Source organism: Paenibacillus mucilaginosus 3016 (genome assembly GCF_000250655.1).
Taxonomy (GTDB): Bacteria; Bacillota; Bacilli; order Paenibacillales; family NBRC-103111; genus Paenibacillus_G; species Paenibacillus_G mucilaginosus.
The window spans coordinates 777,159-801,989 of the sequence record NC_016935.1 but is presented as its reverse complement, the minus strand read 5'-3'; the positions used below and the strand labels follow the sequence as shown (position 1 = coordinate 801,989).

Sequence of the window (24,831 nt, the reverse complement as noted above, 5' to 3'; positions counted from 1 at the left end):
TTGCGCTACTTGAAACTGTGACATATTCCACCTCAATCTACATCATAGAAACTGAGCGTGAAACTGCCCAGTGCCGCCAGCTTCGTCCAGGATTGCTTGATGGAACTAACGTTCCCAGTTAACATTCCTGTAGGTCTTAAGAGATCCGATTTGCAGAAAAATGGACGCCTCGCTAGGATGAGTATGTACTGGGTTGCAGCCCTCAGAACTCACCTTAGGAGGCGTTATCATGAAGTCTAATCTAATAAAGTCTCAAAATCAACGTGTAGAACGAATCTCTACTCCACTCTGGTTATAGGCATTGACATTGCCAAGGAAAAACACGCTGCACAAGCCATTAATTTTCGAGGAATTGTCCTCACCAAGGGCCCCATTTTATTTTCGAATGACCTTGCTGGTTTCGAGCATTTAGAACAGAGCATTCGGAAATTACAGAAGATGCACGGCATGAATGACGTCGTTGTGGGTATGGAGAGCACCGGCCATTATTGGTTCAATATCGCCAACTGGTTGGTGGGTCAAGGAATTGATGTGGCCCTTGTCAATCCAATGACAACCAAACGCAATAAGGAAAACAGAGATAACTCTCCTTCCAAGAGTGACCCAAAGGACGCCTTGGTCATTGCCGATGCAGTGAGCCGCGGGTTTTACACGCCCTTTGCTCCAAAGGATGAAGCATTCCGCCGTATACGGGTTATGGTTACAAACAGAGAGCACTGGGTTGTTAAATCTGGACGTATTAAAAACAGAATCCACCGCTGGCTCGATATCCGTTTTCCCGAATACAGACAAGCATTTGATGACATTTTTAGTGATCGCTCATTGGCCACCTTGCGCCGGTTTCCAGCCCCTTCTGACATATTGCAGCTAACCTCGGAGCAAATAGTGCAAATCTGGAGTGAGTACATGACCAGACCTGGCGGTGAGCGCGGTAAGAACAAGGCGTTAGAGCTTCAATCACTCGCCAGACATAGCGTGGGAGACACGAGTGCCCTTGAAGAAGACAAATGGGAATTGAGGGACCTCATTGAGGAATATGAGAGAATATGAGAGAATACGCCGAATCATTGATGAAGCAGACCAGATGATTGAAAAGGCGCTGCCTGAAATACCTTGTTCGGATCTCATTCGATCTGTAGGTGCCTCCGTTCCTGCAACGGCTGCCATATTAGCATTTGGCGGGGACTTACGTAAGCTGTCTCACGGGAAGCAGTTATTACGAAAAGCAGGATTGAACTTAGCAGAACGAAGTTCTGGCAAGTATAAGGGACAAATTAAGCTCACCAAACGAGGCAACTCATTATTACGTAAGCATTTATACTTCACTGTGTTTCACCTGTTATCTTTTAATGGAGCTTTCCAAGCCATGCATGTACACAATACCGAAGTGAAACGAATGATGAAAATGCAGTCCATGATGAAGTTGATTGGGAAACTGGCTCGAATTCTTGTAGCCTTGGCGAGGGAAGGACAGGCATTTTCCCCCGATAAGGCCCAGCCACCATTAGCAGCTTAAAATTAAGACTTGTAACCCAGACACGTAGATTGGCTCATTCGCAGGATTTCACAAAGAAAGCACGGAGTACCGAGATCTTTACGCTTTAGGGCAAAGACCCGTTCCGTTAACGTTGATCGGACTCCACACCTTGGATAGATAGGACGAAGGAATGTGAGGGCATAGACCCGTCGAGATTTGGGAGAGTAAATCCCCAAGGACCTTGTGGAGAGAAGCGTGCAGCAGAATTATTTTATGGAAGATGTTGTAAAATGAATCAACACCTTCTGTTCCCGCATGCACTCAAACGGATTTCCTGGCCCTTACTCTCCACTCATCTGAGTTCCTATGTGAAACTTCCATGTGAAATCCTGCGAATGAGCGAGCATTCGTGTGAAAATCCTTATTCTTTGAGGGAGCTTAACTCTCTTTTAACCCAGTGGTAATAAAGGAGTCAATGATGCAGTGTGAGTAATCTACGGTGGAACTTAACTGAGGAACAAATAACGTACCAATGAAAAACTTATGCTCAGGTAGGGATAACGACAGGAAAATGCGAATTTACAACAATAAGGAAATTCCAAATTAAAAAGCCCAACTTCTCTGCAAAACAAAATAGAGAAAGTGAGCTTTTCAGTTACTTCATTATTTTTATTTGAACTAATATAGAACTGCTAAGTTGATTTTTTAGCTCAGCTATTTATTGAATTCATTAGCTGGAAGAAGTATTCGGGTTTATGAGTCTTATTTAGGTTATACCATGAATGTAATGTATCTGGTGCAAATACATCTAATTTTTTCAGTACTTCCATCGCAAATTCCAGAGGAGCTATTCCTGATGCAGTAACTAAATTCGCATCAGACACCGCAGTTCCCCCCTCATAGAACTTTTCTCCTTTATAGTTAGGACATATCATTTTAGTGTATTCTAAATTATTACTTGTATGCTTTCTAGTATCTAAGTATCCCATATTCGCAAGGGCCTCAGTTGCACCACAAATTGCAGCAACAATAGTGCCAAACTTTAAAGCTTGGCCAATTCTTTCCAAGATAGGTTGATGAATTTCTTCATTCCAAGTAGTCCCTCCTGGTAAAATTAAAAGATCTTTACTCTCAAGAGTACATTCATCAAGGGAAATATCTGGTTTTATGTTCAGTCCTCCCATAGTAGTAATCATTTCTTTATTAGCTCCTACTGTAATTACTTTTAAAGGTACTAATTCTTTTTTGAAGTATCTTCCTGAGTTTAGTTCAGCAATTAAATATCCATATTCCCAGTCCGACATTGTATTAAATACATATAAAAAAACTTTTTTTGTTTGCATCCAATAACACTCCAATCACAAATGATATAGCCAACTATAACATTACTTCCCTGACACCTAGCGTCAGGGAAGTAATCAAATTTGATGAAATTTAATTAATTCCGACAAAACTTCAATCATTCTTTTCTTAAGGCTGATTGGCTCAATAACTCGAATAGATTTACCGTACGTTAAAAGTAAATAAGGTACATATGTATGTAAAGTATCTTTCTCAAGAAGAAATACTGCTTGATTTGAAGTCCACTCTTGTAAATAATGTCCTAAAAACCAATGTTGGCAAATATCAGCTAATACACTTTTATCCCCATTAATAACCAAAGAAATAATCCCTTCCTTATCTTCTATAGTTGGAAGAAGATTTTTCATAAAAAAGACACGTGCTGAAAAATTTTCTGGCCGGTTAAACTTATTTTCGGTTAGCATTAGACTTTCAATTCGATCTACTCTAAAACTACGGATATCATTCCTAAGATGACAAAATCCAATCACATACCACTTATTATTCCAATAGATAATTCTGTACGGATCGACCAATCTATAATTTAATTGCTTTTCGCCACTTTTATGGTGAAGAATTTTCACTGAGTACCCGTCAGCTACGGCCTGCTCCAACTCCTTCAAAAAAGGTTCCCTAGAGAATGAACTTAATCGACTTATTACTTCAAGACTAGTTAAATGTTGGTTTATCTTTGTTTCCTGCTCTTGATTTGAGTATTTACTTAGTTTTGAAATGGCCCTATTTAGTGCTTCACCTCCATAATATCCGGCTTCTTCTGCAAAAACAGCAGCGTGAAATAGTGAAATTTGCTCCTCAATATCAAAAAAAAGAGGAGCCTCAATAAAATTGTTCAATAAAGTGTATCCACCGTTATGTCCTGGTTCTGAAATTATAGGTACGCCACTTGTTGAAATTGTATCAATATAACGATACACAGTCCTTATATTCATCTCTAACTTTTCTGAAATTTGTTTTGCAGTAATTTTTTCACCTGAACGAAGCATCCAAAGAATTGCTAACATATTGTCAATTTTAGGCATATAATTCCACCTCTATATGAAATTTATTTTCTCTTATACATTTCCGATTTTTGGTATAACTCATCAACTGTTCCTTTCCGATAGCTTTCTATACAATGAGGCCCTAGACACATTTGTGAATATGTCTGGTTGCTGTTCCTTCCCCTGTGATTAGATAGCTCGATTACGTCTCCTAATCATACAACTAATTGGAAGTATCCTGCCCATTACTTCAATGAAGAAGGGAGCAGCTGCCGCGCGGCGAACTGCTCCCTAGCTGTTGTGGTATCGGTCTCCCGTTAGCAACTAAGCCGCGAAACCCGTTGTTGATGGAACCAACAGAACGAGAAAAGACCCCACCATCGGTGGGGCCTCTTCTCCCTCTCCCCCGGCATGTACTGAGGATGACCGAGCAAAGGAAGATTACATTAAATCGGAATTGCTCTCAATAGAACACAGGAAGCCGAAAGCTTCATGGACCCGAGAAGAAATCATAGAGCAACTGAAACAAATAAACGAGGTCTGGTATCAAATCGAGGATGATGTGGCTAAAAAGAATTTTATTCAAGAAGTCTTTTCGAGCATAACCATAGATACGGACGTAATCGTGGCGATCGGCAGCCCTGGCAGAAAGGTACCCATCTCTATTACTGGATGTGAGTTTAATGAATGAGGGGACATATCGTCCCCTCTTCTTCGTTAATCAAAATCGTACCTCTGCTCCTGCCAGGGATCGCCGTACATGTGATACCCGTTGACTTCCCAGAAGCCCGGTTTGTCTTTCTCCATAAACTCAATACCGCGAAGCCACTTGGCGCTCTTCCAAAAGTACAGATGAGGCACGACGGCACGGACCGGATATCCGTGCTCGGGCGTCAGCCGCTCCCCGTTATGGCGCAGGGCCAGGAACGAGGTGTCCCGCACGAAATCCTCAAGCGGCAGGTTCGTGGTCCAGCCTTCCTCCGCGTGCAGCATGACATACTTCGCCTCGGGCTTCAGCTTCACCCGCTCCATCACCGCCGAAACCGGCACGCCTTCCCAGACATTATCCAGCTTCGACCAGGTCGTCACGCAGTGAATGTCATTGCGGAACTCCCGCTGAGGCAGGGCCAGGAATTCGTGGTATCCGAAAGTCACTTCCTCTTCAACGAGGCCGAAGACCCGCAGATTCCACCGCCCCATATCGTTATAGTAGGGGACATTCCCATAGTGCAGCACCGGAAAGCCCTCTGTTACCGTTTGGCCCGGCGGTACGCGATCGGCGGCCTCTACGCCCTTTTCTTCATTGCTCATGCTTTCTTCCCTCCCCTGGTAAAGGTCTCCTCTTCTCAGTATACCCCAAAAAGGGGCGGCTGCCCCCGGTCTGCCTCTCTCATGCCCCTGCTGCGGCCGGCAGCACTACCTCAATCGAAGTGCCGACGCCCATCTCGCTGGTGATGCGGATGCTGCCGCCGTGATGCTCGACGATTTTGTGGCTGACCATCAGCCCGAGCCCCGTCCCCGCTTCTTTCGTGGAATAGAACGGCTCTCCGAGGACCCGCAGCTGCTCTTCCGCGATCCCGCCGCCCTGATCGATAATGCGGACTAAAGACAGAGGAGCCGCATCCGTCTCTCCGGTCTCCTCCACTCCCACACGGATCACTCCGCCCCGGGGCATCGCCTCCATGGCATTCTTCAGGAGGTTGATGAACACCTGTTTGATCTGATTGGAATTGCCCCGGATCCAGGGTCCCGAACCGGCAGGGCGCTGTAGGTCAATCTCGATATTCTGCAGCGATGCCTGCGTTCCGAGCAGCAGGACCACCTCCTGCACGAGCGTCCCCAGATCGCAGTCCTTCATCCGCAGCGCCTGCGGCTTCGCCAGCATGAGCAGCTCGCTGATGATGCTCTCGATCCGCTCCAGCTCCTCCGCCATAATTCTCAGGTACAGATCGGCGCTGCCGCAGCCGCGGCCCATCAGCTGGACGAAGCCCTTGAGGGCGGTGAGCGGGTTGCGGATCTCGTGGGCCACCCCCGCCGCCAGCTGCCCGGCAATGGACAGCTTCTCGGACTTGAGCAGCAGCTCGTCTTTGCGCTTCTGCTCGGTAATGTCCTTGGCGAGAATATAGCAGCCCACCTGTTTGCGGCTCACGAAGATCGGCGCCGGGGTCACCAGCAGATGAAGCGTCCGGCCGGTCCGGTGCCGGATCCGGATCTCGCTGGCCTCGAGCGTCTCCGCATTCATGATGCGAGGAAACACGGACTGAACCCGGTCATGCTCGCTCTCGTGGAGCAGATCCTTGAAGTGCATCCCGATCAGCTCCAGGGTTGAGTAGCCGGTGATCCGCTCGGCAGCCGGGTTGGCCGAAGTAATAATACCGCTTACATTTAAGGAGACGATACCGTCCAGGTTATATCGCTTCAGCGACGTGTAACGGTCCACGCTCTCCTCCAGCATCTGCAGCATCAGCTTCTGCCCGGAGACGTCCTGGACGGTGCCCTGCAGTCGGGGCGGGCTGCCCTCTTCCCAGGCTGCGGCTGTCCCTTGGGCCCGGATGTACTTCACCGAGCCGTCGCGGTTCAGAACCCGTCCCTCGAAGTGGAAGGCCGCCCCTTCGAGCGTCTTGCGCAGGCTGCCAATGGCGTGCGAGCGGTCCTCCGGGTGAAGCAGATTCACGAGTCCCCGGAAGCTGGGACGGAAGGAGAACGGCCGATCCAGAATCCGGAGCAGTTCCGGGGACAAAATGACTTCTCCTGCGGCCAGATCCCCTTCCCAGCCACCGATCCGCGCCAGCTCCTGGGTCTGCGCCAGACGGCGTTCACTGGTACGAAGAGCCCGCTGCACCCGCTCGGACTCGGTCATATCCCGTCCGATGTAGACATCCTTATGGAATCCGTCAATGGCAGTAGGCATCCGATTGACAGCCACTTCAAAGGGGATGTAGCGTCCTTTCTTGTGGCGGAGCCGGCAGTTGATGAGAACGGAGTCCCGGAAATTTTCCCTGTGCAGCTTCCTGCAGTCGTCGGGATGCACCAGTTCCGTCACATGAACCCCCGCGATCTCCTCGGGCGTATAACCGAGCAGCCCGTGCAGAGAAGCAGGAGACACATACTCGAGGATACCGTTCACGCCATAGGCGATAATATCTCTGGAGTAGCCGGAGATCAGGTGGTGGAGCTCCGAGGCACAGGCGGACGGTCCAGCCGAAGGAAGAGCCTTCACTTCGCGTGCTTCGAGCAGATAGACGCTTCCGCTCCCCGCCTCGAAGCCTTCCGGCAGCTCCGCAGCCTGGGTCAGCAGGGTCTGCTGCACAGAAAGACAAACTTGGTGTCCAAGGCGGTGCAGGTACCTTTTCTCCATGGTACAAGACGGCGTCAAGCTGTCCGGAGCCCAGGCTCCGGGCTGACGGGCAGCAGCCTCTTCTCCACCGGCCGTCACCTCCGCCTCCCACACCCCCTGAAGGCCGCCTTCGGGATAGCCCAGCAGGGCACAGAAGGCCTTGTTCGCACGAACGAACTTCCCGTCCCCGGTCAGCAGCGCTGCGCCCGAAGACAACTGCGTAAATACCCGTTCGAATAAAGATTGCATCTCCACCCGATCTGCCTCCCCGGTTATCCTCTTCTCATGATGCTTGTCTTCGCCCCAGTTCCTCGCGACTGGCTTCGTCCCGTCTTCCCGAGTGCCTATGGATGCAGCTTCTCGACCAGCCTGTGGACCGCAAGCACCCGGTCCGCCCGAATCGTACAGCCCTGCGGGTCGGACAGCGATTCCAGAAAATGCGAGACAACCCCCGCAAAGCCCCGGCGGTGCAGAATCGTATCCCATGTCCCGAACGACTGGTGCCTGGGAGACGACCCGGCCTCCATCCATACCGCCTGCTCCAGATTGACCACCTCGGCCGAGCGGTATGCGCCGTGCAGCTCAAGCCGTTCCAGGTCACTGCCCGCCTCCCGTACCATGCCGAATTGTCCGACGCGCCCCCGCCCATCCGGCCTGCCGAAGGACAAGGTCCCCGTGCAGTGCAGCAGCTGTCCAGCCGCATTGCACCGTTCCAGGTAAGCGGCGGTTTCCGCTTCCTCACCGTCGAGCCAGAGCAGCAGGTCGAGCATGTGGATGAGGTCGTCGTACAGCGTCTCCTTGGCGCTCAAGCTCTGCAGCTTCGTCCGGTGCTTCACGGCGACCGCCTGATCGAAGCCGCCCGCTTCCTCCAGCCACGCTTTGGCCGCCGTATACAGCGGCGCGAACCGGCGGTTAAACCCTACGCCGAGCAGCAGCCCCCTCTCTTCCGCCAAGGCGGCCATCCGCTCCGAAGCCTGCAGTTCATACGACAGCGGCTTGTCCACATAGACGTGGACCCCGGCCTGCAGACACGCCGTAACGATCTCCTCATGCGTCCCTGTCGGACTGTGTACGAATACCGCCTCCGGCTGAGCGCGCTCCAGCAGCTCGGACACGGACCCGAAGCGGCCCGCGATCCGGTACTGGTCTCCCAGCCGTTCGACCGTAGCCTCCGACCGGGAGGCGATCCCTGCGATCTCGACGGACTCGTCGGTCGAGAGCAGCGGCAGGTATACTTTGCGGGCGATATCCCCTAATCCTATGATTCCGATTCTCGTACGCATCTCAGTTCCCCTTTGCCTGAACGAACCGTTCCTCCAGCTGCACGTCGTCTCTGGGTCCACCTGCCGGTAACCGCTAACGCTTGCAGCCGGGCCGGCCGATATAGATAATAAAATGAGCCTCGCGGCAGGGTCCGATAGTCCCCCGCCCTTACAAAAAATTGACATCCAGGCCGGCTTTATCCTGCTTTCAAGCCACTGACCCGTGTGGTAAAATAGGAATGCTGCCCGGATGCAGCGGGCTGCCGTATAAATGGCCTGTATATCAAGCCTATGATGCTCAAACCCTTTTGATTTCTCGTCCGAATCGACCTGGAGGAAAAAACAAACCATGTCCAAATTAAATATGTATTTTGCGTTGTCCGTGCTGGTCTTCCTGTCCCTGCTCGGATTGTCGTACCGTTTTGAATCGATCTACTTCCTGTACGCGGCCAGCGCCATGCCGCTCGTTATTACGATGCTGCTTCCGGAGAGAAAAGCGTACCAATACATCAAGCCCTCCAAGCGCTTCCGTTTCCGGCTGGAGTCTTTGGGTGAAGAGCCTGTCCTCTCCGTCTCCTTCGAGCCGGAGGATCTGCGCTGGACTCGCGGCAGGCTGTATCTGCCGCTGAAGTCCCTCCGCAAGCTGAACCCAACGGCTGCCGGCAGAGAGCAGGCTGCCCGGGAAGGGAACGGCGAACCTGCCGCCTCCCTCCCCGTACTCGCCTACGATCTGGCGCCCCACCCGTCCAAGAAGGGATGGGTAGGCATCGATCTCGGCCAGCTGGCCGAGAGAACCCGCAGCTTATCCTTTACAACGCATGAAGTCTCGAGGCTTGTCATTCGGGTCAGCGATCTGGATGCGGCGGCAGCGGCCAAAGAAGGGGCCCGTCCCCAGCCGGCTTCGGCGGGCGAGCGCCTGCAGGCCTAGCCCCCTGAACAGCGGATTCGGTTTTACGCGATAGGGCGTGACCGGGTCCGCTGTTTTTCTTTTCCATCCAAACCGCTCAGCCGGCTCTGTTCCTACGCTTCCGGGTAGATGTATTCGGCCAGGGTCCGCACCATAACGCCGGTCCCGCCGACGGGCTCGGTCCCCCGCGGGCTCCACAGCCAGGCGGTACCGCCCGTATCGAGGTGAACCCACGGAGTTTCACCTGCGAAGTAGCCAATAAACAGACCGGCGGTAATGCAGCCCGCCCAGCGGTCCTTCGACGGCGCGTTCTTGATATCGGCCACCGAGCTGCGGAGCATCTCATGGTACTCCGGATAGTTCGGCAGGGGCCACACCTTCTCCCCGGCCCGCTGGGCCGCCGAGAGCACCTCGCCGAGCAGCCCTTCGTTGTTGGCTACAGCCCCTGTGGCCACATCCGCGAAGCTCATGAGCACGGAGCCGGTCAGGGTTGCGACATCGATCAGCCGCGTCGCCCCCAGCTGCTTGGCATACAGTACGCCGTCCGCCAGGACGACCCGGCCTTCGGCATCCGTGTTCAGCACCTCGATCGTCTGGCCGTTCATCACGGTGAGGATGTCGCCCGGCTTGAAGGCCGTGCCCGACGGCATGTTCTCGGCACACGGGATCACGATGACCACATCGTCGCGCGGCGGCTGCGTCCCCAGCACATGGAGCAGGCCGAGCAGAACGGCCGCGCCGCCCATATCGCTGATCATCTCCTCCATGCCCTCCGGCTTTTTCAGCGAGATGCCGCCGGTGTCGAAGGTAATCCCCTTGCCGACCAGACCGAGCACTTCCCCGCCTCCGGCCGTACCGCGCACCCGCACGGCTACCATGCGCGGCGGGTTCGCACTGCCCGCGCCGACACCGGCGAGTCCGCCCATGCCGTGCTCTTCGATTGCGCGCTCATCGAGCACCGTGCATTCGAGCCCGTAACGGGCGGCGAGGCCCTGCGCCACCCCGGCCAGCCGTGTCCGGCACCAGATAGTTGCCGGGCAGGTTGGTCAGGTCGCGCGCGGCGTACACCGCCAGCGCCTTGGCCCTTGCGGCGCGAAGCGCGGGCTCCAGCCCGCCGGGCGCGTCCTGCTCGGCTGTGCCGGCGAGCAGGACGGCCTCCCGCAGGGCGGGCGGCTGCGGCGCCCCGCTGCCGCGGGCATAGCTCGGCATGCGGTACGCGCCGAGCCAGAGCCCTTCCGCCAGCGCCTGCGTGCGCCGGCGGCAGACCGCGCGCCCGGCGCGCGGCAGCGGCACCGCGAGGCGCACGAGGCCCTGCCCGTGCGCGGCGCGGACCGCGTAGACGCCTGCGTCGCGCCAGGCGTCGGTGCCCTCGCTGCGGGCGGCTTCGCCCAGCCCGCAGAGCAGCACGGCCTGATAGCCCGGCATCAGGCCCAGGGTCGGCACGGCCGCCGTCTGACCCAGGCGGCCCGAGAACACGCCGCGCGCGGCAAGCGAGCGGACCTCGCGCTGCAGCGCCGCCGGCAGGCCTTCGGCCGCGGCTGCCAGCGATTCGCCTTCGCCCTGCGCCAGGAAGAGAACCCGGGCTGTGCCCGGCTCCTCCCCTTCTGTGAGATGGGACGCATCCGGGATGATCCGGATGCCCAGCTCAAGCTCCTGTGTAACCAAACGTTTCAGCTCCTGCTGCTGCATGCCCTTCCTCCTCGGCCCATCCGTCTGCTGACGGGCCTTGCTGTATATAGTTTATGGGTTCGTATGCCCCATCCGCGCCGCCTTTATGATGACGCCTAAGCAGGGCTTACTTTGTTATAGAGAAGGGACGCTTCCGTCACCATCTGCTGGATCGGCAGGTGATACGGGCACTGCTGCTCACAGAGCGGCTTCTCCTTACAGGGTTCATGCTCCGCACAGGAGAGAATAGGCCCCTGCTGCTTCTCGTAGAATTCATTGCCCTTCGGGAGCAGACCGAAGGTGCGCCGCACTTGGCTCGAGATCATCACGTCCGGAATCTTCACTTCGACCGGACAGGAGCAGTAGTTGCACCGGCGGCAGTTATGGCTGCCGAGCTCCTTAGCCAGCGCCTCCAGCTCGATTTTCTCCCTCTCACCGATCTCCGCTTCCATCGCTGCCATGTTCTCCTTCACTTCTGCAATGGAGACCATGCCCGAGATCGTCGTATGTACGTCCTGGCTGTACGGATACCGGATCGCCTTCGATACCGGCTGCACGAAGCCGCCGGAGAGCGGTTTCATGGCCGTGCGTCCCATATTCCGCCGAATGAGCTCCGGAATCAATTCGTCCAGGGCGAACGGCTGCACGAGGCTGAGGTGGAACAGCACCTGATCGAACTGGTCCTTGGCAATCCATTTCGTGAGCAGATCCGGACGGTGTCCCGTAAGACCGATGAACCGGACATGCCCCATGCGCTTCATCTCAAGAGCAGCCTGGTAAGCTCCATTCTCCCCCATTGCCGCTTTAAAATCCTGAACTGTGTTGACATAATGAATCTGCAGCAGATCGATGACATCCGTTTTCATACGGGTCAAGCTGCGTTCGATCTCTTCCATTGCCCCGGCATAGTCCCGCCTCGCCGTCTTCGTCGCCAGGAAATATTCAGTTCGGCGGTGCGAGATGCATTCGCCGATAATCTCTTCGCTGTTGCGGTACCCCGCCGCCGTATCGATATAGTTAATGCCGTGGTCCAGCGCATAATTCAGTGTCTCTCTGGCCTGCTCCAGCGGCACGCCGGGCAGATTCATCGCCCCGAAACCGAGGGAGGATACGCGGAATCCCGTGTTCCCGAACATCGTGTAACGCATGTAGACAACGCTCCTTTTCTCTCCGCTTGCATGTGCCCGTGCACTCTTGACCTCATTATAGTCCAATCCATGCCAAAAAAACAGACGCTGCCGAGCCCGGAGGTCCGGGCGGTTCCCGCTTCCCTGCCTTAAGATAAACGGCCTCGCCGCCCTTCAGGACCCTGTGCGCCCGCCGCCCTGAAGCTCGTCAATCCTCCGGCCGCAGGGCAGGACTGCTGCCGGGACATCCGCGGCTCTACCCGCCTACTCCGGCTCCTCCGGCTCCTCCGCCTCCGCTTTCTTCTTCGCCCGGAACCGGCGCACCTTCATGAGATTGCCGCACAGCTTGTCATCGCAGTAGCGCTTGGAGCGGTTGCGTGTATCGTCGTAGTAGATCCACAAGCAGTCCCGGTTCTCGCAGATCCGGATCCGCGTCGGATCGCCTTCGGCCAGCGTACGGGCAAGCGAGGCTGCCGTCTCCGCCATGACGGCCTCCCAGGTGGAGCGCTGCGCTTCCAGCCGCACCCGGTACTGCTCCCCGTTCCACACGAGGCGCCGGAGCACCGGCCCGCCCTCCATCACTTGGTTGAGCTCTTCAATCAGAAGCTCCGGAACCGGCTCCTCCGCCGCCAGGAGCTTCACCATGCTCTGCATCAGGCTCCTCAGCCGCTTGAGCGCCTCGAGCTGCCGGGCGTCCGGCAGCCGCTCCACCGCAAGCCCGTGCGCTTCCTGCCACTTCCGGATCCACTCCGGCTGATCCAGCCGGTCCTCGCTTCTCCCGCTGCCCCGCCAGTCATGCCACTCGCTGTTCAGAAAGTCATCCCACAACATCTGCCTTCATCCCCGTTTATACTTGATGTACACCTCTGTTGTAACGACCAAAAAATAATTACAATCGTTACTTGAATCCCTGTTCCAAATTATGCTAAACTCACTGTGTAACGATCATAATTCAATATGACAAGTTACACAACCGCAACCGCAAGGTCTTCATCATCCATTCTTTTATTTAAGCCAAGGAGGTAACTGAGCCATGAACAAAACCGACCTGCTGCTTCACGGATGGGATCACTGTATCGACCGGGAGGATTGGTACCCTCCTCTCCGCGACGTACTCAAGGATATGACCGAGGAAGAGGCCTCCTGGCGTCCCGAGGGCGCAGCGGCCAATACGATCCGCGAGAACCTGGAACACCTGCTCTTCTACAAGGAACGCCTCCTGAAGCGTCTGACCGGCGAAGAAACCGAATATCCGGACGGGGTGACCAATGACGACACCTTCCGGCCGGAGACATCCGGGGAAGCGTCGTGGGATGCCGTGTTCTCGCGGCTTGAGAAAGTCCATGCCGCCATCCGGCAGGAGATCGCTTCCCTGAGCGACGGCGATTGGGAGAACCGCACTCCGGGCAAGCCGCTGGACCTGTGGGTCAAAGCCCTGACCCTCCATGACGCATACCATACCGGCCAGATTGTGCTCCTCCGCAAGCTCCGCGGCTCCTGGCCGGCCCGCCGCTCCTTCGAATAATGGACGGGAGGCCGGTGTTTCTGCAGAGAACCACAGAAATACCGGCCCGCTTGTCCGCCTCCGCTTTGTGAGCTTCGGGAGCTTCGTCAGCTTCCTCCGCCCGGCTGCCGCTCCAGCTGCCGGAGCCGGTGGACGGCCGCATCGAGCAGAAGACCGTAGCCTTCCCTCAGCTCCACGGAGAGCTCGGGGGTCCGCTGAAGCGCCGCGTCGATCTCCCGAAAATTGTCGATGAGATGCCCTGGCTCCATGCCGTGCCGGCTGAGGATCTCGCTGAGCCAGAGCGCATAGTCCGTAAAGATCGCCTTTTCCTTCATGAGGTAGGCCGTCTCCAAATGACGGAAGTGATGTTCGTTATCCTCCCTGCATTTGACCCTGCCTCTCTCTCCATACCTCTCAAGCAGCTGAGGATCGTTCTCATAGACCGCCGACGTGACCTCATCGATCAGACGCCCGATAACCCCGTTCACTCGGCTACCACTTCGAAGCGCCGGACCACCGGCTTGATCGAGGCGAGCTCCTGATCCGGATATTTCTTCTCGAGCTCATGAATCCGTTTGAAATCATCGCTGGTCACCCATGCGACGTAGCTCTCTTTGTTCTCCCACTGCATATGCACCGTAAGCTCACCGGGTTTCACTTCATTCTGCCAGAGCTGGAATCCGACGAAGCCTGGAGCCTGGTCCACGAGACGGGATCGATTGCGGTACAGCCCGATGACCTCGTCAGCCTTACCCTCCGGCACCTCCACCATGGAATGCACAATATACATCAGCCATCTCTCCTTTTCCTGAACAACCCGCCTGTCCGTGCGTTTCTTCCTATTATTCTATCACAGGTCTTCATGCACTTCATGACAAGAGATAGTCGCGATGGATTGAAACCGCTTTCAAATAAAATTACCCCTATCCTCCCTGTACAGGGCCAAGGAGGGGGTAAGGGATAAAGAAGCACTTAAAGCACCGACAGGCCGTCAAAAAACAGAATCAGAGGGAGGCTGGGAACAGCGGCTTCGCTATCCATCCAGGAACTTGCGCCGCCTTCCAACCGGGCTGGATCGTCCAACGCGATACCCCGGTTTCTAACTGCTGAATAAGAGATTCAGCCGTTCGGACAAGCTCATGCTTTTCTTCGATTCCTCTTTCTCTTTCTTGGAATCCTCGTTCTTTCCCTCTGTTTCCTTCTTCTTGCTTTCTTTTTCCTCGTTCTTTTTGCTCTGCTCTTCCTTCTTCTGCTGCTCTTCCTTCATTTGCTGCTCTTCTTTCTTCTTCTCTTCCTGCTTCTTGAGCTCCTCTTTCTTTTTCTCGAGCTCCTTGCGCGCTTCTTCCTGCTGCTTCTTCAGCGCTTCCGCCGCTTTTTCACGGGCTTCTTCCGCTTTCTTGTCCTGCTCTTCCTGCTTCTTCTTCAATGCTTCGGAACGCGCGGCTTCTTCCTTCCGGCGTTCCTCTTCCTTCCGGCGTTCCTCTTCCTTCTTTGCATCCGTCTTGCTGCTGCCGCTGGTTTCCTTCTCATCTTCCGCTTTGCCGCTCGGTTTGCCGGAGGAAGAGCCCGCACCGTTCTTGGTGCCGCTGCTCTTCTTCTCCTCTTCCTTCTCAGTGGCCTTCGGCTTGCCGTTCGAGGAGCCGGACGAGCCGGAGTTTTCCGGCTTTTTCGCCGAATTGTTCTTCTCGTCGTCCTCTTCCTCTTTGTCCGTCACCGGCTTGGCCGTAGAACCGTTCTTGGAGCCGCTCTTCTTCTCCTTGAGCTTCTTGTCCAGCTCGCCGGCCTTCTCTTCCTCAACCAGCTTTTTCATATCCGACTTGTTCGGCAGACGGGTTGGCTTGATGACCTCAGCCACCTCCGGCTTCTCCTTCGAGATGCTCAATACGGACTTTTGCTTGATCTCGTCCAGGGTCACATCCGCCCCATTGCTCTTGGCATGGAGATAAACCGTGTATTTGCCTGTGGAGACTCCGCTCTCTTCGGCGGCTTTCCTAACTTCCTGCGGTGCCGCGAAGGCGGCCACCTGATAGGCCTGCGCCTGCTCCGGATGGGCGGCCTCCATATGCTTCGTCACCTGCTGCTTGACCTTCTCGGCGATGACGGTATCGTCTACTGCTGCATCGGCATCGACTACGGTAGAAGCAATGACGATCTCCGCCTCGCCTGCGGCAAGCACCTTGGCTTCCGCCTGGTCCAGCAGCTCCTCGGTGACGCTGCTCAGCGGCTTGCCTTCGTACTCTAGCCCTTGGATTAATGCTTTGCCGTCATCGTTAAGCCCGCGGAGCTCGAGCACGTTCTCTTGTTTGTCGATGCCCATCTCCACGCTCGGATTGATATCCATCGATACGTAGGCAACCACACTCGGGCTGCCGAGCTTGCCGCCCCAGGAAGCGAAAAGCACGATACAGAAGACCACTGCGGCAGCCATGGCCGAGCGGGCAGCCACCGACGGTCTGAGCCAGCCCCGGCTTTCCTCGGCGTATACGATCTCTTCCCCGATCTCACAGGAGCGCCCCCGGCGCGGCACCCGGTCGAACTTGCCGTCCCGGCGCATAACGATCAGGTCTTTCCCCGTGATTTCCATCACGATTCCTTTGTTCAATGTGCGTCCCCCCCTTCTTCTTCGTCTTTGATGTGCAGATAATCTCTAAGGTACGGGAACGGTCCGTGATAGACCAGCGCAACGGCAATAATGAACTTGCGGTTGCGTTCCAGCGTTTTGCGCGATACGCTCACCATGTCGAGCAGCTCCTTGATCGGGAGCATCCGCTTCGTCAGCATGAGGCGCATCAGTTCCGTGTCTGCCGACAGCTTCTTCGCAATGCCGAACAGCGCCTGCCGCGAGTCGTCGTGCTTCGGGGAAGCGTCGACGAGATCTGCGAACTGGATGCCGAAATCGGACAGGGCCCGGTTCAGATCCATAATCTCGCCGCGGCGCTCTTCCATGCCCCGCTGCTTCTCGTACTGCTCGATCGCCTGATGCACTTCGACCGGGTTGACGATGTTGTCTTCCTCGTCCTCCACCTCGAAGGCGCTGTACGGCAGCTGCTGGGAGAAGCGCTGTTCCTTGCGGACATAGTCAATGAGCCTGCGGCGCATCACCTGCTCCGCAAATCCGAGGAACGAACGCCCGGCCTGCGGAGAGAATTGATTGATCGCTTCGTTGAACGCGCTGAGCGCGATGCTGAATTCATCGTCCCGGGACGGGTCCACGTAGCGTTTACAGAATCGACTGGTTACCTTCGCAACATACGGCTGATAATCCGTGATGAACTGGTTGCGCAGGCGCAAATCACCCTCTTGAATGCGAATGACGATTTCCTCCGGTGTATCCGCGGGTTCCGGGTGGTGAGACTGGCGTTTTCCTAAGAATTTCTTGAATAAAACGAGCAGCAATCGTTCCACCTCACACTACAGATTTTCGCTGGCCCGATGTCGATTACGGGGGTCAGCGGGCGGGGGCACGGCCAATATTTTAAAGCTGGAATCGGCCGTCCTCCGCCTGGGCCGGTTGCCGCCTTCTCTGCTTGCAGGAAGCGTTCCTCCTGCCCGAAGGCGCGGCCGTGTCGGTATGTCTCAAGCGTCAAGGGAGGTGGGACTCCCTACAGAAACAATGTCCCTTCTTTACACAAACAAAAATGTCCCTTTTCGGCCGCTGGTCTGGATGGGCAGGGCCGCTGAATACGCAGACGGGCATCATGGCTGTCATGAATGCTCCGGAAGCGCAGAGCGGACGGACGTGCAGAAGCCCTTCTTGGGCCGCTGCCCGTCCGCCCCACAGACAGGCGATCGGAAGGGACATATGTCAGGATCCTGCGGGAATCCTAAGAGAGGCCCCGCATGGTTTTCTTGTTCTTCAATCGGCTGCGCCGCTGGCTCAGCACGTTCAATCTCTTCTTGAGCTGCTCTTCCCACTCCGCATCCCCAATCTCTTTGGCTACGGTGAGCAGGTCCAGGGCCATATCGATTTGGCTGCGGACCACCTCGAGCGGATCCTCGTTCTCATGGTTCACACAGTTCTCATACAGCTCCGTGTGGTCCCTCTGTTCCACATATTCGTGAAAATCAACTTCCGGCGCCCCGTCGCCATGCGCGTACTCGGCCAGAATCTCATATTCGTTCTCTACCAGATGGTGTACCTCTACACGGTGGCATACCGGGCAAAATAAAAGCGGCACATTGTGAATTTGGGTACGGATGTGCTTCAGTGTCCCCTTCGTTCCAAGCATACTGGCGCCACAGCAGAAACTCATCGATATTGCCCCCTGTTCTTCTATGACAGGTCATGCAGGAGAAGCCTCAAGCTTCTTCCGGAATCCCTGATCGATTGATTTGGTTTATGAGAACTCCGGCGGACTTTGCATGAGTCCGTCCCGGTCCCGGCAAGCAGCCCTTGGCTGCTCCCGCGTTCCGTGATTGCTCTCACTATTTATATCGGACAAGTCGGCAGGTTCTTTCAGAGCAAACGCGGGTCTAGATTCTGGATAGAGTCCCGCCTGAACTGGGCACCGTCACACGTATTCGACTTCCCCCTCCAAAAATCCTCTTTTTATGCCAAAAATGAGACTGGGAAAACCATCCAATGAGGTACTGCCGTCCCGTTTTCCCGGGACTTCATCCCCTTCAGCCTCTCATCCGATGTCCCGGTTGCCCCGACGAGACGGACAGCCGCCCTGTATAAATTGCCATCCGCCTGCAAATTCTGTAAGGGACCGTTATTCATTTTCGGATGGCCTTCCCCGGACGGAAGGAATAAGGAGGACCTCAAGTGAACTCCATGCCTGTTTCAGGCTTTGAACTGCCGGAGAGGTATCATCAGGACAGGCTTCAGCTGCTCGTACAGGGACCGCACACCCTTTTCACCTACTGGGAAGTAAGCAACCGCAAGCGCTGGCTCTGCTCGCAGCACTTCGCATGCGATTACGGGGCACTCCCCAAGACGCTGAGAATCTATGACGTCACCGCCGTTTATTTCAACGGAAACAATGCGAACGGGTTCCGGGAATTGGGAACGACCCCGGAAGCCTCCTCATGGTATATCCACGGGGTCCAGGCCGGTACCACGTATATGGCCGACTTCGGCATCTCCACACCCGAAGGCCAGTTTGTCCCCCTCCTGCGCTCGAATGCCGTCATGACGCCCAGGGACAGCGCCGCCGGATGGGGAGCCCCGCTCGTATCCACCGTCCCTGAAGTCCGCGAGCCCGGGGTGATTCATGTGCCGATCCGGCCGCACGACTTCGAGAACTTTAACGCTTACTCCAACTGTATGAAATGAGGTCGTGCGTTTATGATCAACCGCGTCAAGCCGAAGCCTGAGCTGAAAGGCTACCTGGCTTTGGTTCTGCATGCCCATCTGCCCTACATACGCCACTACGACAAGGATGATTATCTCGAGGAGCGCTGGTTCCATGAAGCGATGACGGAGACCTATCTGCCGCTCGTCGAGATGTTTGACCGCCTCAGTGCGGACGGCGTCGACTTCCGGCTTACCTTCTCCATGACCCCTACCCTGCTGTCGCTGTGTGAGGATCCGCTGATGCAGCAGCGGTACGCCGGCCATCTCGACAAGCTGATCGAGCTCGCGGATAAGGAGAAGGTCCGGCTGCAGAAGGATCCTCGCCTGCTGCCGCTTGCCCGGATGTATGCGGACCGGTTCCGGACCCTGAAGCGGGTCTACGAGCACGCCGGCCGCAATATCATCCGGCGCTTCAGGGAGTATCAGGATCTCGGGAAGATAGAGATCCTCACCTGCGCGGCCACCCACGGCTTCCTGCCGCTGATGAAGACCGAAGAAGCGATCCGCGCCCAGCTCCTGACCGCCGTACGGGATTACGAGCGCCACTTCGGGCGCAGCCCCCGGGGGATCTGGCTGCCGGAGTGCGGCTTCACCCCCGGCATCGACCGGATCCTGAAGAACTGCGGCATCGACTTCTTCATCTCGGACTCCTCGGCGGTGGCTTATGCCACCCCGCGGCCGAACCGGGAGCTCTATGCGCCGCTGATGACGCCGTACGGGGTGACGGCCTTCCCGCGGGATCCCGAATCGTCCCAGCAGGTGTGGAGCTCGCAGAACGGATATCCGGGCGATTTTAACTACCGTGAATACTACCGGGACATCGGCTGGGATCTCGGCTGGAACGACCCCGAGCAATGGGAGTACATCCGCCCCTATGTCCTGCCTACCCACGAACGCGTCAATACGGGCATCAAGTACTACCGTATTACAGGCAGGGGCAGCCACAAGGAGCCGTATAACCCCGACTGGGCCCGGGAGCGGGCCGCCGAGCACGCCGGCAACTTTCTATTGAACCGCCGGAAGCAGGCGGAGCATTGGTATGCCCATCTGGACCGTCGTCCGATGATCGTCTCCCCCTATGACGCCGAATTGTTCGGCCACTGGTGGTACGAAGGGCCGCTGTGGATCGAGATGCTCTGCCGCAAAATCTTCCATGACCAGCACGAGCTCGCCCTCATTACCCCTTCGGGCTATCTCAAGGAATATCCTGTGGCCGATACCGGTAAGCTGAACGAATCGAGCTGGGGCCGCAGCTCCACGGCCGAAGTCTGGCTGCAGGGGGCGAACGACTGGATCTACCCCCACCTGCACGAGGCGGAGATGCGGATGGTGAAACTGGCTTCACAGCATGAGCACCTGGAGAGCCGCAGAGGTCTCAGCGCCGGGCTCCTGAAGCGGGCGCTGAACCAGGCGGCCCGCGAGCTGATGCTCGCGCAGAGCAGCGACTGGGCGTTCATCATGGATTCGAAGACCGTCGTGGAGTATGCCTGCCGCCGGACTAAGGATCATCTCGGCTGCTTCCATCTCCTGTGCGACGGGATCGAAGCCGGACGCCTCGACGAAGCCTACGTGACTGAGCTCGAGAAGAAGGATAACCCCTTCCCGGTGATCGATTATCGCGATTACGCCAGCATCTGCCGCACGTCGCCGAATCCGCTGATCCCGGATCCCGGGCAGTGGCAGGAGATCCTGGCAGACACAGCCCGCCGGCCGAACATCTTCATGCTCGCCTGGGAATATCCGCCGAAGTCTGTCGGCGGGCTCTCCCGCGCCGTGTGCGACCTGTCGGAGGCCTTGGCCGCCCAAGGGGAGATCGTCCATGTCCTCACCAGCTCACATTATGGCGCTCCTTACTTCGAGCGGAAGAACGGCGTGTATATCCACCGGGTTCCGGTACAGCACTCTTACGATACCGACTTTTATCATTGGACCTTCGAGATGAATCTGGCGATGACCGATTATCTTGTGAATTGGAAAGAACACGGCGGACGGATCGATCTGCTTCATGCCCATGACTGGATGGTCTACCACACGGCCCGCGAGATCAAGATGAGCTACGCCGTGCCGATGGTGGCGACCGTCCATGCGACCGAATGGGGACGCAATCACGGGCGCCTCAGCTCCCCCCTGTCCGAAGCGATCCACCGCCTGGAGGGAGGGCTGACCTATGACGCCGACCGGGTGATCGTCTGCAGTCCTTATATGAAGCGCGAAGTACAGGGACTGTTCCATCTGCCGGACGACAAGCTCTATGTCTTCCCTAACGGGGTGCGGCTGGATAAGGTTGCACCGGGAGCCTCGAAGAATGACGCAGCAGACGCCAAAAAGCGGCTCGGCGCCGAGGGCCGGCGCGTTCTCTTCTTCATCGGGCGGCTGGTCTTCGAGAAGGGCGTGCAGACGCTGATTCACGCCATGCCCGCGATCCTCTCCGCCGCCCCGGACACCGTGCTGTTCATCGGCGGTGCCGGGCCGATGGAAGATCAGCTGCGGGCGCTGGCCGCCCCCCTTGGCGAGAAGGTCCGCTTCCTGGGCTTCGTCGATGACGAAACGAAGGAGCTGCTCTACCGGGCGGCGGATGTATGTGTCATTCCGAGCCACTATGAACCGTTCGGCATCGTGGCGCTGGAAGCGATGAAGCACCGGCGCCCCGTCGTTCTTTCGGATACGGGCGGCCTCGCCGATATGGTCGAACACGGCATCGACGGGTACCGGGCGCTGCCGGGCCATGTGGATTCGCTCTCCTGGCATGTCAGCGAGCTGCTGCTTCATCCTGAGCTGGGCGCGCGCATGGCGGACCGAGCCTTCGCCAAGCTCAAGGCCGCCTACACGTGGGACCGGATCGCTGAAGACACCGCCCTGGCTTACCGCAGCCTGACCCATGACCAGACGCCGGTAAGGGCCGGCACCCGTACCGCCGCTTCCGAGCCGGCTGAACCGTCTGAGCCCTCCGAGACGGAAGCGGCTCTGGCACCAAATCCGTAAAGGGAGTGTTTGCGAATGAAAGCCGTCATTATGGCAGGGGGCAAAGGGACGAGGCTGCGCCCCCTGACCTGTCACGTCCCGAAGCCCATGGTGCCTCTGGCCGGCCGCCCCTGCATGGAATATATTATCGAGCTGCTCAAGCAGCACGGGATTGGAGAGATTGCCGTCACGATCCAGTATCTTCCCGATGTCATCCGGGACCACTTCGGGGATGGACAAGCCCACGGGGTCTCTCTGCATTATTTCGAGGAGACGGCGCCACTCGGCACTGCCGGCAGCGTCAAAAATGCGCAGGAGTTTCTGGACGAACCGTTCGTGGTGATCAGCGGCGACGCCCTGACGGATTTCGATCTCTCCGCGGCGGTCGCCTTCCATAAGGAGAAAGGGGCGCTTGCCACCCTGGTGCTGACCTCGGTGGAGCATCCACTGGAGTACGGGGTGGTCATGGCCGGAGAAGACGGCCGGGTGGTCCGGTTCCTGGAGAAGCCGGGCTGGGGGGAAGTGTTCAGCGACACGGTGAATACCGGCATCTATATTCTCGAGCCGGAGGTGCTGGACCGCTTCGAGGCCGGCATCGAATATGACTTCAGCAACCAGCTCTTCCCCTCCCTGCTCAGCGAAGGACTGCCGCTGTATGCCTACGTGGCGGACGGCTACTGGTCGGATATCGGCAGTCTCCAGCAGTACCGGCAGACCCAGTTCGATATGCTGGACGGACGGGCGAAGGTGCGTATCCGGGGCCGTGAGATTGCTCCGGGCGTCTTCGCGGAAGGCTCGGTGTCCGTCTCTCCGGACGCCTCGCTGCGCGGACCGGCGTATCTGGGAGACGGGACGGAGGTCGAGGACGGAGCGGAGATCGGTGAATACTGCATTCTCGGCCGAGGGAACAAGGTGGCGCGCGGCACCGTGCTCTCCCGCACCGTGCTGTGGGACCACAACCGGGTTGCGGAAGGCAGCGAGCTGCTCGGCTCCACGCTGGCCTCCCGCATCGTCTGCCGTGAAGCCGCCCGGCTGTCGGACGGCAGCGTAGTGGGCAGCCACTGCATTATCGGCCCGAAGGCGGTCGTGCATCCCGGCGTCAAGATCTGGCCCAAGAAAAGCATTGGGGAAAATACGCAGCTGAATGCCTCGCTGATCTGGGGCGACGCGGCGCGGAGCTCCCTGTATCGCTCGGGGAGCGTATCGGGCACCCCGAACGTGGAGATCACGCCGGAGTTCGCCGCCCGCTTCGCCACCGCTTACGGCTCGGTACTGGCGGCCGGCCGGGCGCTGACGGTCTCGAGCTCGGAGGACGGCTTCGCGGAGGTGATGAAGGACGCCGCGACCGCGGCATTCCGCTCGGTCGGCGTCCATGTCATCGACCTCGGCGTGGTGCTTCCGCCCGTGGCCCGGTTCGCCGTCCGGCAGCTGAGCACAGCCGGCGGCATCCATATCCGGCTCAGCGAAGACGGCAGCCGCTGCACCTTCGAATGCTTCGACGGCACCGGACTGCCGCTGACGAGAAGCGCCGAACGCAAGGTCGATAACGCCTTCTGGCAGGAGGACTACGGCAGAGCGCCGCATGAAGCGGTCGGCAGCTATCATGAAGATGATTCGCTCAGCGGGCTGTATGTCCAGTCCGTGGCCGGCTCCACCGCCCTGGAGAGCCAGCCGGACGGCCTGGCCCCCCTGCGGGTGGCGGTGGCGGCACGGGCCGACGTGTTCCGCCTGCTGCATCCGCTGCTGCGGGCCCTGGCCTGCGAACCCATCCACCTGCCGGAGGCCGCGCAGCGCGGTCAGCTCGCCTCCCTGGTTCCCCGCCTTGAGGCGGACCTGGGGCTGTGGGTCGACAGCGACGGGCGCGGGATGGGCCTCGTGACCGCCGAAGGTACGCCTGTCACCGGGGACCGGCTCACCCTGCTGCAGTATCTCTCGTTCTTCCACAGCTACCCCGGCAGCGCCATCGGTGTGCCGGTCAGCGCCCCACAGCTGCTGGAGAGCCTGGCCGCCGGGCTGGGATGCCGGGTGGTCCGCACCAAGGAGAACCTCCGCAGCATCATGGAGGTCTCGGAAGCGATGGCGCTCCACCCGCTCTATGACGCGCTCTTTGCCGCCGGCCTCGTGCTCCGCAACCTCCACCGCAGCGGTGCTGCGCTCCACGGCCTGCTGGGGCTCATCCCCTCGGTATACCTGCAGCGGGAGACGGTGGACTGCCCCTGGGACCGCAAGGGACAGGTCATGCGGCGCATGATGGAGCGGACCCGGGGCCGCCGGGTCGAGCTCATCGACGGCATCAAGTTCTATGATGACGGAGGCTGGGTGCTGCTGCTGCCCGATTCGGACGAGCCCCACTTTAATGTCGTCGCCCAGGGAGAGCATGAAGCCCATGCCGCCGAACTGCTGGAGCGGTACCGGGACCATATTCTAAATTTTCTTCAGTAAGCATACGGTATAGTAACCTGGCGACCGCGGCGGGCGGCTTCTGCCGCTGCCGGGGAGGCGGAAGCGCTCGTTCCCGCTGTCCTGCCTGTTTGCCATGCCCTAGCGCACGTACGGAAGAATTCCAGAGTCCCCGGAAGGAGATGGCTTCATGAAGCTGATTCCGATCCCCTCCAAGCAGATTGCTTATGTGAGGTACGACGACCAGGCTTCGCAAATGCACATCCAGTATCATACCGGCCAGACGTACACCTGCAGCGGCGTGATGCCGGACCAGTACCAGCTCCTGCTGCAGTCCCCCAACCGCTACGACCTCGTGATGAAGATGACCGCTGTAGACGGTTCGCTCCGCCAAGGCTGAAGGCGCCGCCTCTTCCTGCGGGCATCGGCTTCCGAGGGGGCTCCATCACAGTTGAGGCGCGTTCGGGGAGGAAGCCGCCGCTCCCCGCCTGAATCCCCGCTCACGGACCGGGGATTCTTTTTTTCGCCGGTATAGTTTTCTTCAAAG

Annotated in this window: 22 protein-coding genes; 8 read left to right on the top strand and 14 right to left on the bottom strand. The window is 57.4% G+C overall.

Annotated features, from left to right (window positions below):
• Positions 1 to 288 precede the first annotated feature (288 nt).
• Positions 289 to 1,050 carry an IS110 family transposase gene (locus tag PM3016_RS39290; RefSeq protein ID WP_337999632.1) on the top strand — a complete coding sequence of 254 codons (762 nt, stop codon included), beginning with the start codon at positions 289 to 291 and terminating at the stop codon, positions 1,048 to 1,050.
• A complete protein-coding gene (locus tag PM3016_RS39285; RefSeq protein ID WP_238540430.1) occupies positions 1,037 to 1,516 on the top strand; it encodes a transposase in 480 nt (159 codons plus the stop codon). Before PM3016_RS39290 ends, PM3016_RS39285 begins: the two co-directional genes overlap by 14 nt.
• A gap of 671 nt (positions 1,517 to 2,187) precedes the next feature.
• Here the strand turns inward: PM3016_RS39285 and PM3016_RS37005 are convergent.
• The 5 genes from PM3016_RS37005 to PM3016_RS03600 form a co-directional block, all read right to left on the bottom strand.
• Positions 2,188 to 2,820 (bottom strand): type 1 glutamine amidotransferase family protein, encoded by a 633-nt coding sequence (locus tag PM3016_RS37005; RefSeq protein WP_014368444.1) that lies wholly within the window; start codon positions 2,818 to 2,820, stop codon positions 2,188 to 2,190.
• Between the two features lie 75 nt (positions 2,821 to 2,895).
• The gene (locus tag PM3016_RS37000) at positions 2,896 to 3,858 is read right to left on the bottom strand and encodes a helix-turn-helix transcriptional regulator (protein WP_014368443.1); all 963 of its coding nucleotides are present in this window, start codon (positions 3,856 to 3,858) and stop codon (positions 2,896 to 2,898) included.
• Positions 3,859 to 4,536: 678 nt separating this feature from the next.
• On the bottom strand, positions 4,537 to 5,130 hold the full coding sequence (locus tag PM3016_RS03610) for a sulfite oxidase-like oxidoreductase (RefSeq protein WP_013914526.1): 594 nt from the start codon (positions 5,128 to 5,130) through the stop codon (positions 4,537 to 4,539).
• Between the two features lie 79 nt (positions 5,131 to 5,209).
• Positions 5,210 to 7,405, bottom strand: coding sequence for a PAS domain S-box protein (locus tag PM3016_RS03605; protein WP_014368442.1), 2,196 nt, complete (start codon positions 7,403 to 7,405; stop codon positions 5,210 to 5,212).
• A gap of 95 nt (positions 7,406 to 7,500) precedes the next feature.
• Positions 7,501 to 8,439 carry a Gfo/Idh/MocA family protein gene (locus PM3016_RS03600; RefSeq protein ID WP_014368441.1) on the bottom strand — a complete coding sequence of 313 codons (939 nt, stop codon included), beginning with the start codon at positions 8,437 to 8,439 and terminating at the stop codon, positions 7,501 to 7,503.
• Positions 8,440 to 8,767: 328 nt separating this feature from the next.
• On the opposite strand from PM3016_RS03600, the gene PM3016_RS03595 reads away from it, so the two are divergent.
• Positions 8,768 to 9,346, top strand: a complete 579-nt coding sequence (locus PM3016_RS03595) for a hypothetical protein (RefSeq protein WP_014368440.1) — start codon at positions 8,768 to 8,770, stop codon at positions 9,344 to 9,346.
• Between the two features lie 92 nt (positions 9,347 to 9,438).
• Here the strand turns inward: PM3016_RS03595 and PM3016_RS39280 are convergent, their stop codons facing one another.
• From PM3016_RS39280 to PM3016_RS03580, 4 genes are all read right to left on the bottom strand, one after another.
• A complete protein-coding gene (locus PM3016_RS39280) occupies positions 9,439 to 10,326 on the bottom strand; it encodes a peptidase M17 (RefSeq protein WP_238540429.1) in 888 nt (295 codons plus the stop codon).
• A complete protein-coding gene (locus tag PM3016_RS39275) occupies positions 10,274 to 11,014 on the bottom strand; it encodes a M17 family peptidase N-terminal domain-containing protein (protein ID WP_238540428.1) in 741 nt (246 codons plus the stop codon). The genes PM3016_RS39280 and PM3016_RS39275 overlap by 53 nt, the downstream gene beginning before the upstream one ends.
• Positions 11,015 to 11,109: 95 nt before the next feature.
• On the bottom strand, positions 11,110 to 12,141 hold the full coding sequence (locus PM3016_RS03585; RefSeq protein WP_014368439.1) for an aldo/keto reductase: 1,032 nt from the start codon (positions 12,139 to 12,141) through the stop codon (positions 11,110 to 11,112).
• A gap of 243 nt (positions 12,142 to 12,384) precedes the next feature.
• A complete protein-coding gene (locus tag PM3016_RS03580; protein ID WP_014368438.1) occupies positions 12,385 to 12,951 on the bottom strand; it encodes a CGNR zinc finger domain-containing protein in 567 nt (188 codons plus the stop codon).
• Between the two features lie 202 nt (positions 12,952 to 13,153).
• Here PM3016_RS03580 and PM3016_RS03575 point away from each other — a divergent pair, with 202 nt between their 5' ends.
• A complete protein-coding gene (locus tag PM3016_RS03575) occupies positions 13,154 to 13,645 on the top strand; it encodes a DinB family protein (protein WP_013914519.1) in 492 nt (163 codons plus the stop codon).
• An 86-nt stretch (positions 13,646 to 13,731) separates the two neighbouring features.
• On the opposite strand, the gene PM3016_RS03570 is transcribed toward PM3016_RS03575, so the two are convergent.
• From PM3016_RS03570 to PM3016_RS03550, 5 genes are all read right to left on the bottom strand, one after another.
• Positions 13,732 to 14,112, bottom strand: coding sequence for a hypothetical protein (locus PM3016_RS03570; RefSeq protein ID WP_014368437.1), 381 nt, complete (start codon positions 14,110 to 14,112; stop codon positions 13,732 to 13,734).
• Positions 14,109 to 14,414 carry an antibiotic biosynthesis monooxygenase family protein gene (locus tag PM3016_RS03565; protein ID WP_013914517.1) on the bottom strand — a complete coding sequence of 102 codons (306 nt, stop codon included), beginning with the start codon at positions 14,412 to 14,414 and terminating at the stop codon, positions 14,109 to 14,111. The genes PM3016_RS03570 and PM3016_RS03565 overlap by 4 nt, the downstream gene beginning before the upstream one ends.
• 309 nt (positions 14,415 to 14,723) lie before the next feature.
• A complete protein-coding gene (locus PM3016_RS03560) occupies positions 14,724 to 16,226 on the bottom strand; it encodes an anti-sigma-I factor RsgI family protein (RefSeq protein ID WP_014368436.1) in 1,503 nt (500 codons plus the stop codon).
• Positions 16,223 to 17,020, bottom strand: coding sequence for an RNA polymerase sigma factor SigI (sigI, locus tag PM3016_RS03555; RefSeq protein ID WP_013914515.1), 798 nt, complete (start codon positions 17,018 to 17,020; stop codon positions 16,223 to 16,225). The genes PM3016_RS03560 and sigI overlap by 4 nt, the downstream gene beginning before the upstream one ends.
• 428 nt (positions 17,021 to 17,448) lie before the next feature.
• Positions 17,449 to 17,877 carry a hypothetical protein gene (locus PM3016_RS03550; RefSeq protein ID WP_014368435.1) on the bottom strand — a complete coding sequence of 143 codons (429 nt, stop codon included), beginning with the start codon at positions 17,875 to 17,877 and terminating at the stop codon, positions 17,449 to 17,451.
• Positions 17,878 to 18,401: 524 nt separating this feature from the next.
• Here PM3016_RS03550 and PM3016_RS03540 point away from each other — a divergent pair.
• The 4 genes from PM3016_RS03540 (at position 18,402) to PM3016_RS03525 (ending at position 24,684) form a co-directional block, all read left to right on the top strand.
• Entirely contained in the window at positions 18,402 to 18,902 is a 501-nt protein-coding gene (locus tag PM3016_RS03540; RefSeq protein ID WP_014649352.1) for a DUF4912 domain-containing protein, read from the top strand.
• A gap of 12 nt (positions 18,903 to 18,914) precedes the next feature.
• Positions 18,915 to 21,905, top strand: a complete 2,991-nt coding sequence (locus PM3016_RS03535; RefSeq protein ID WP_014368434.1) for a 1,4-alpha-glucan branching protein domain-containing protein — start codon at positions 18,915 to 18,917, stop codon at positions 21,903 to 21,905.
• Between the two features lie 15 nt (positions 21,906 to 21,920).
• Positions 21,921 to 24,326, top strand: coding sequence for a sugar phosphate nucleotidyltransferase (locus PM3016_RS03530; protein WP_014368433.1), 2,406 nt, complete (start codon positions 21,921 to 21,923; stop codon positions 24,324 to 24,326).
• Between the two features lie 148 nt (positions 24,327 to 24,474).
• The gene (locus PM3016_RS03525; protein WP_013914509.1) at positions 24,475 to 24,684 is read left to right on the top strand and encodes a KTSC domain-containing protein; all 210 of its coding nucleotides are present in this window, start codon (positions 24,475 to 24,477) and stop codon (positions 24,682 to 24,684) included.
• Positions 24,685 to 24,831 lie beyond the last annotated feature (147 nt).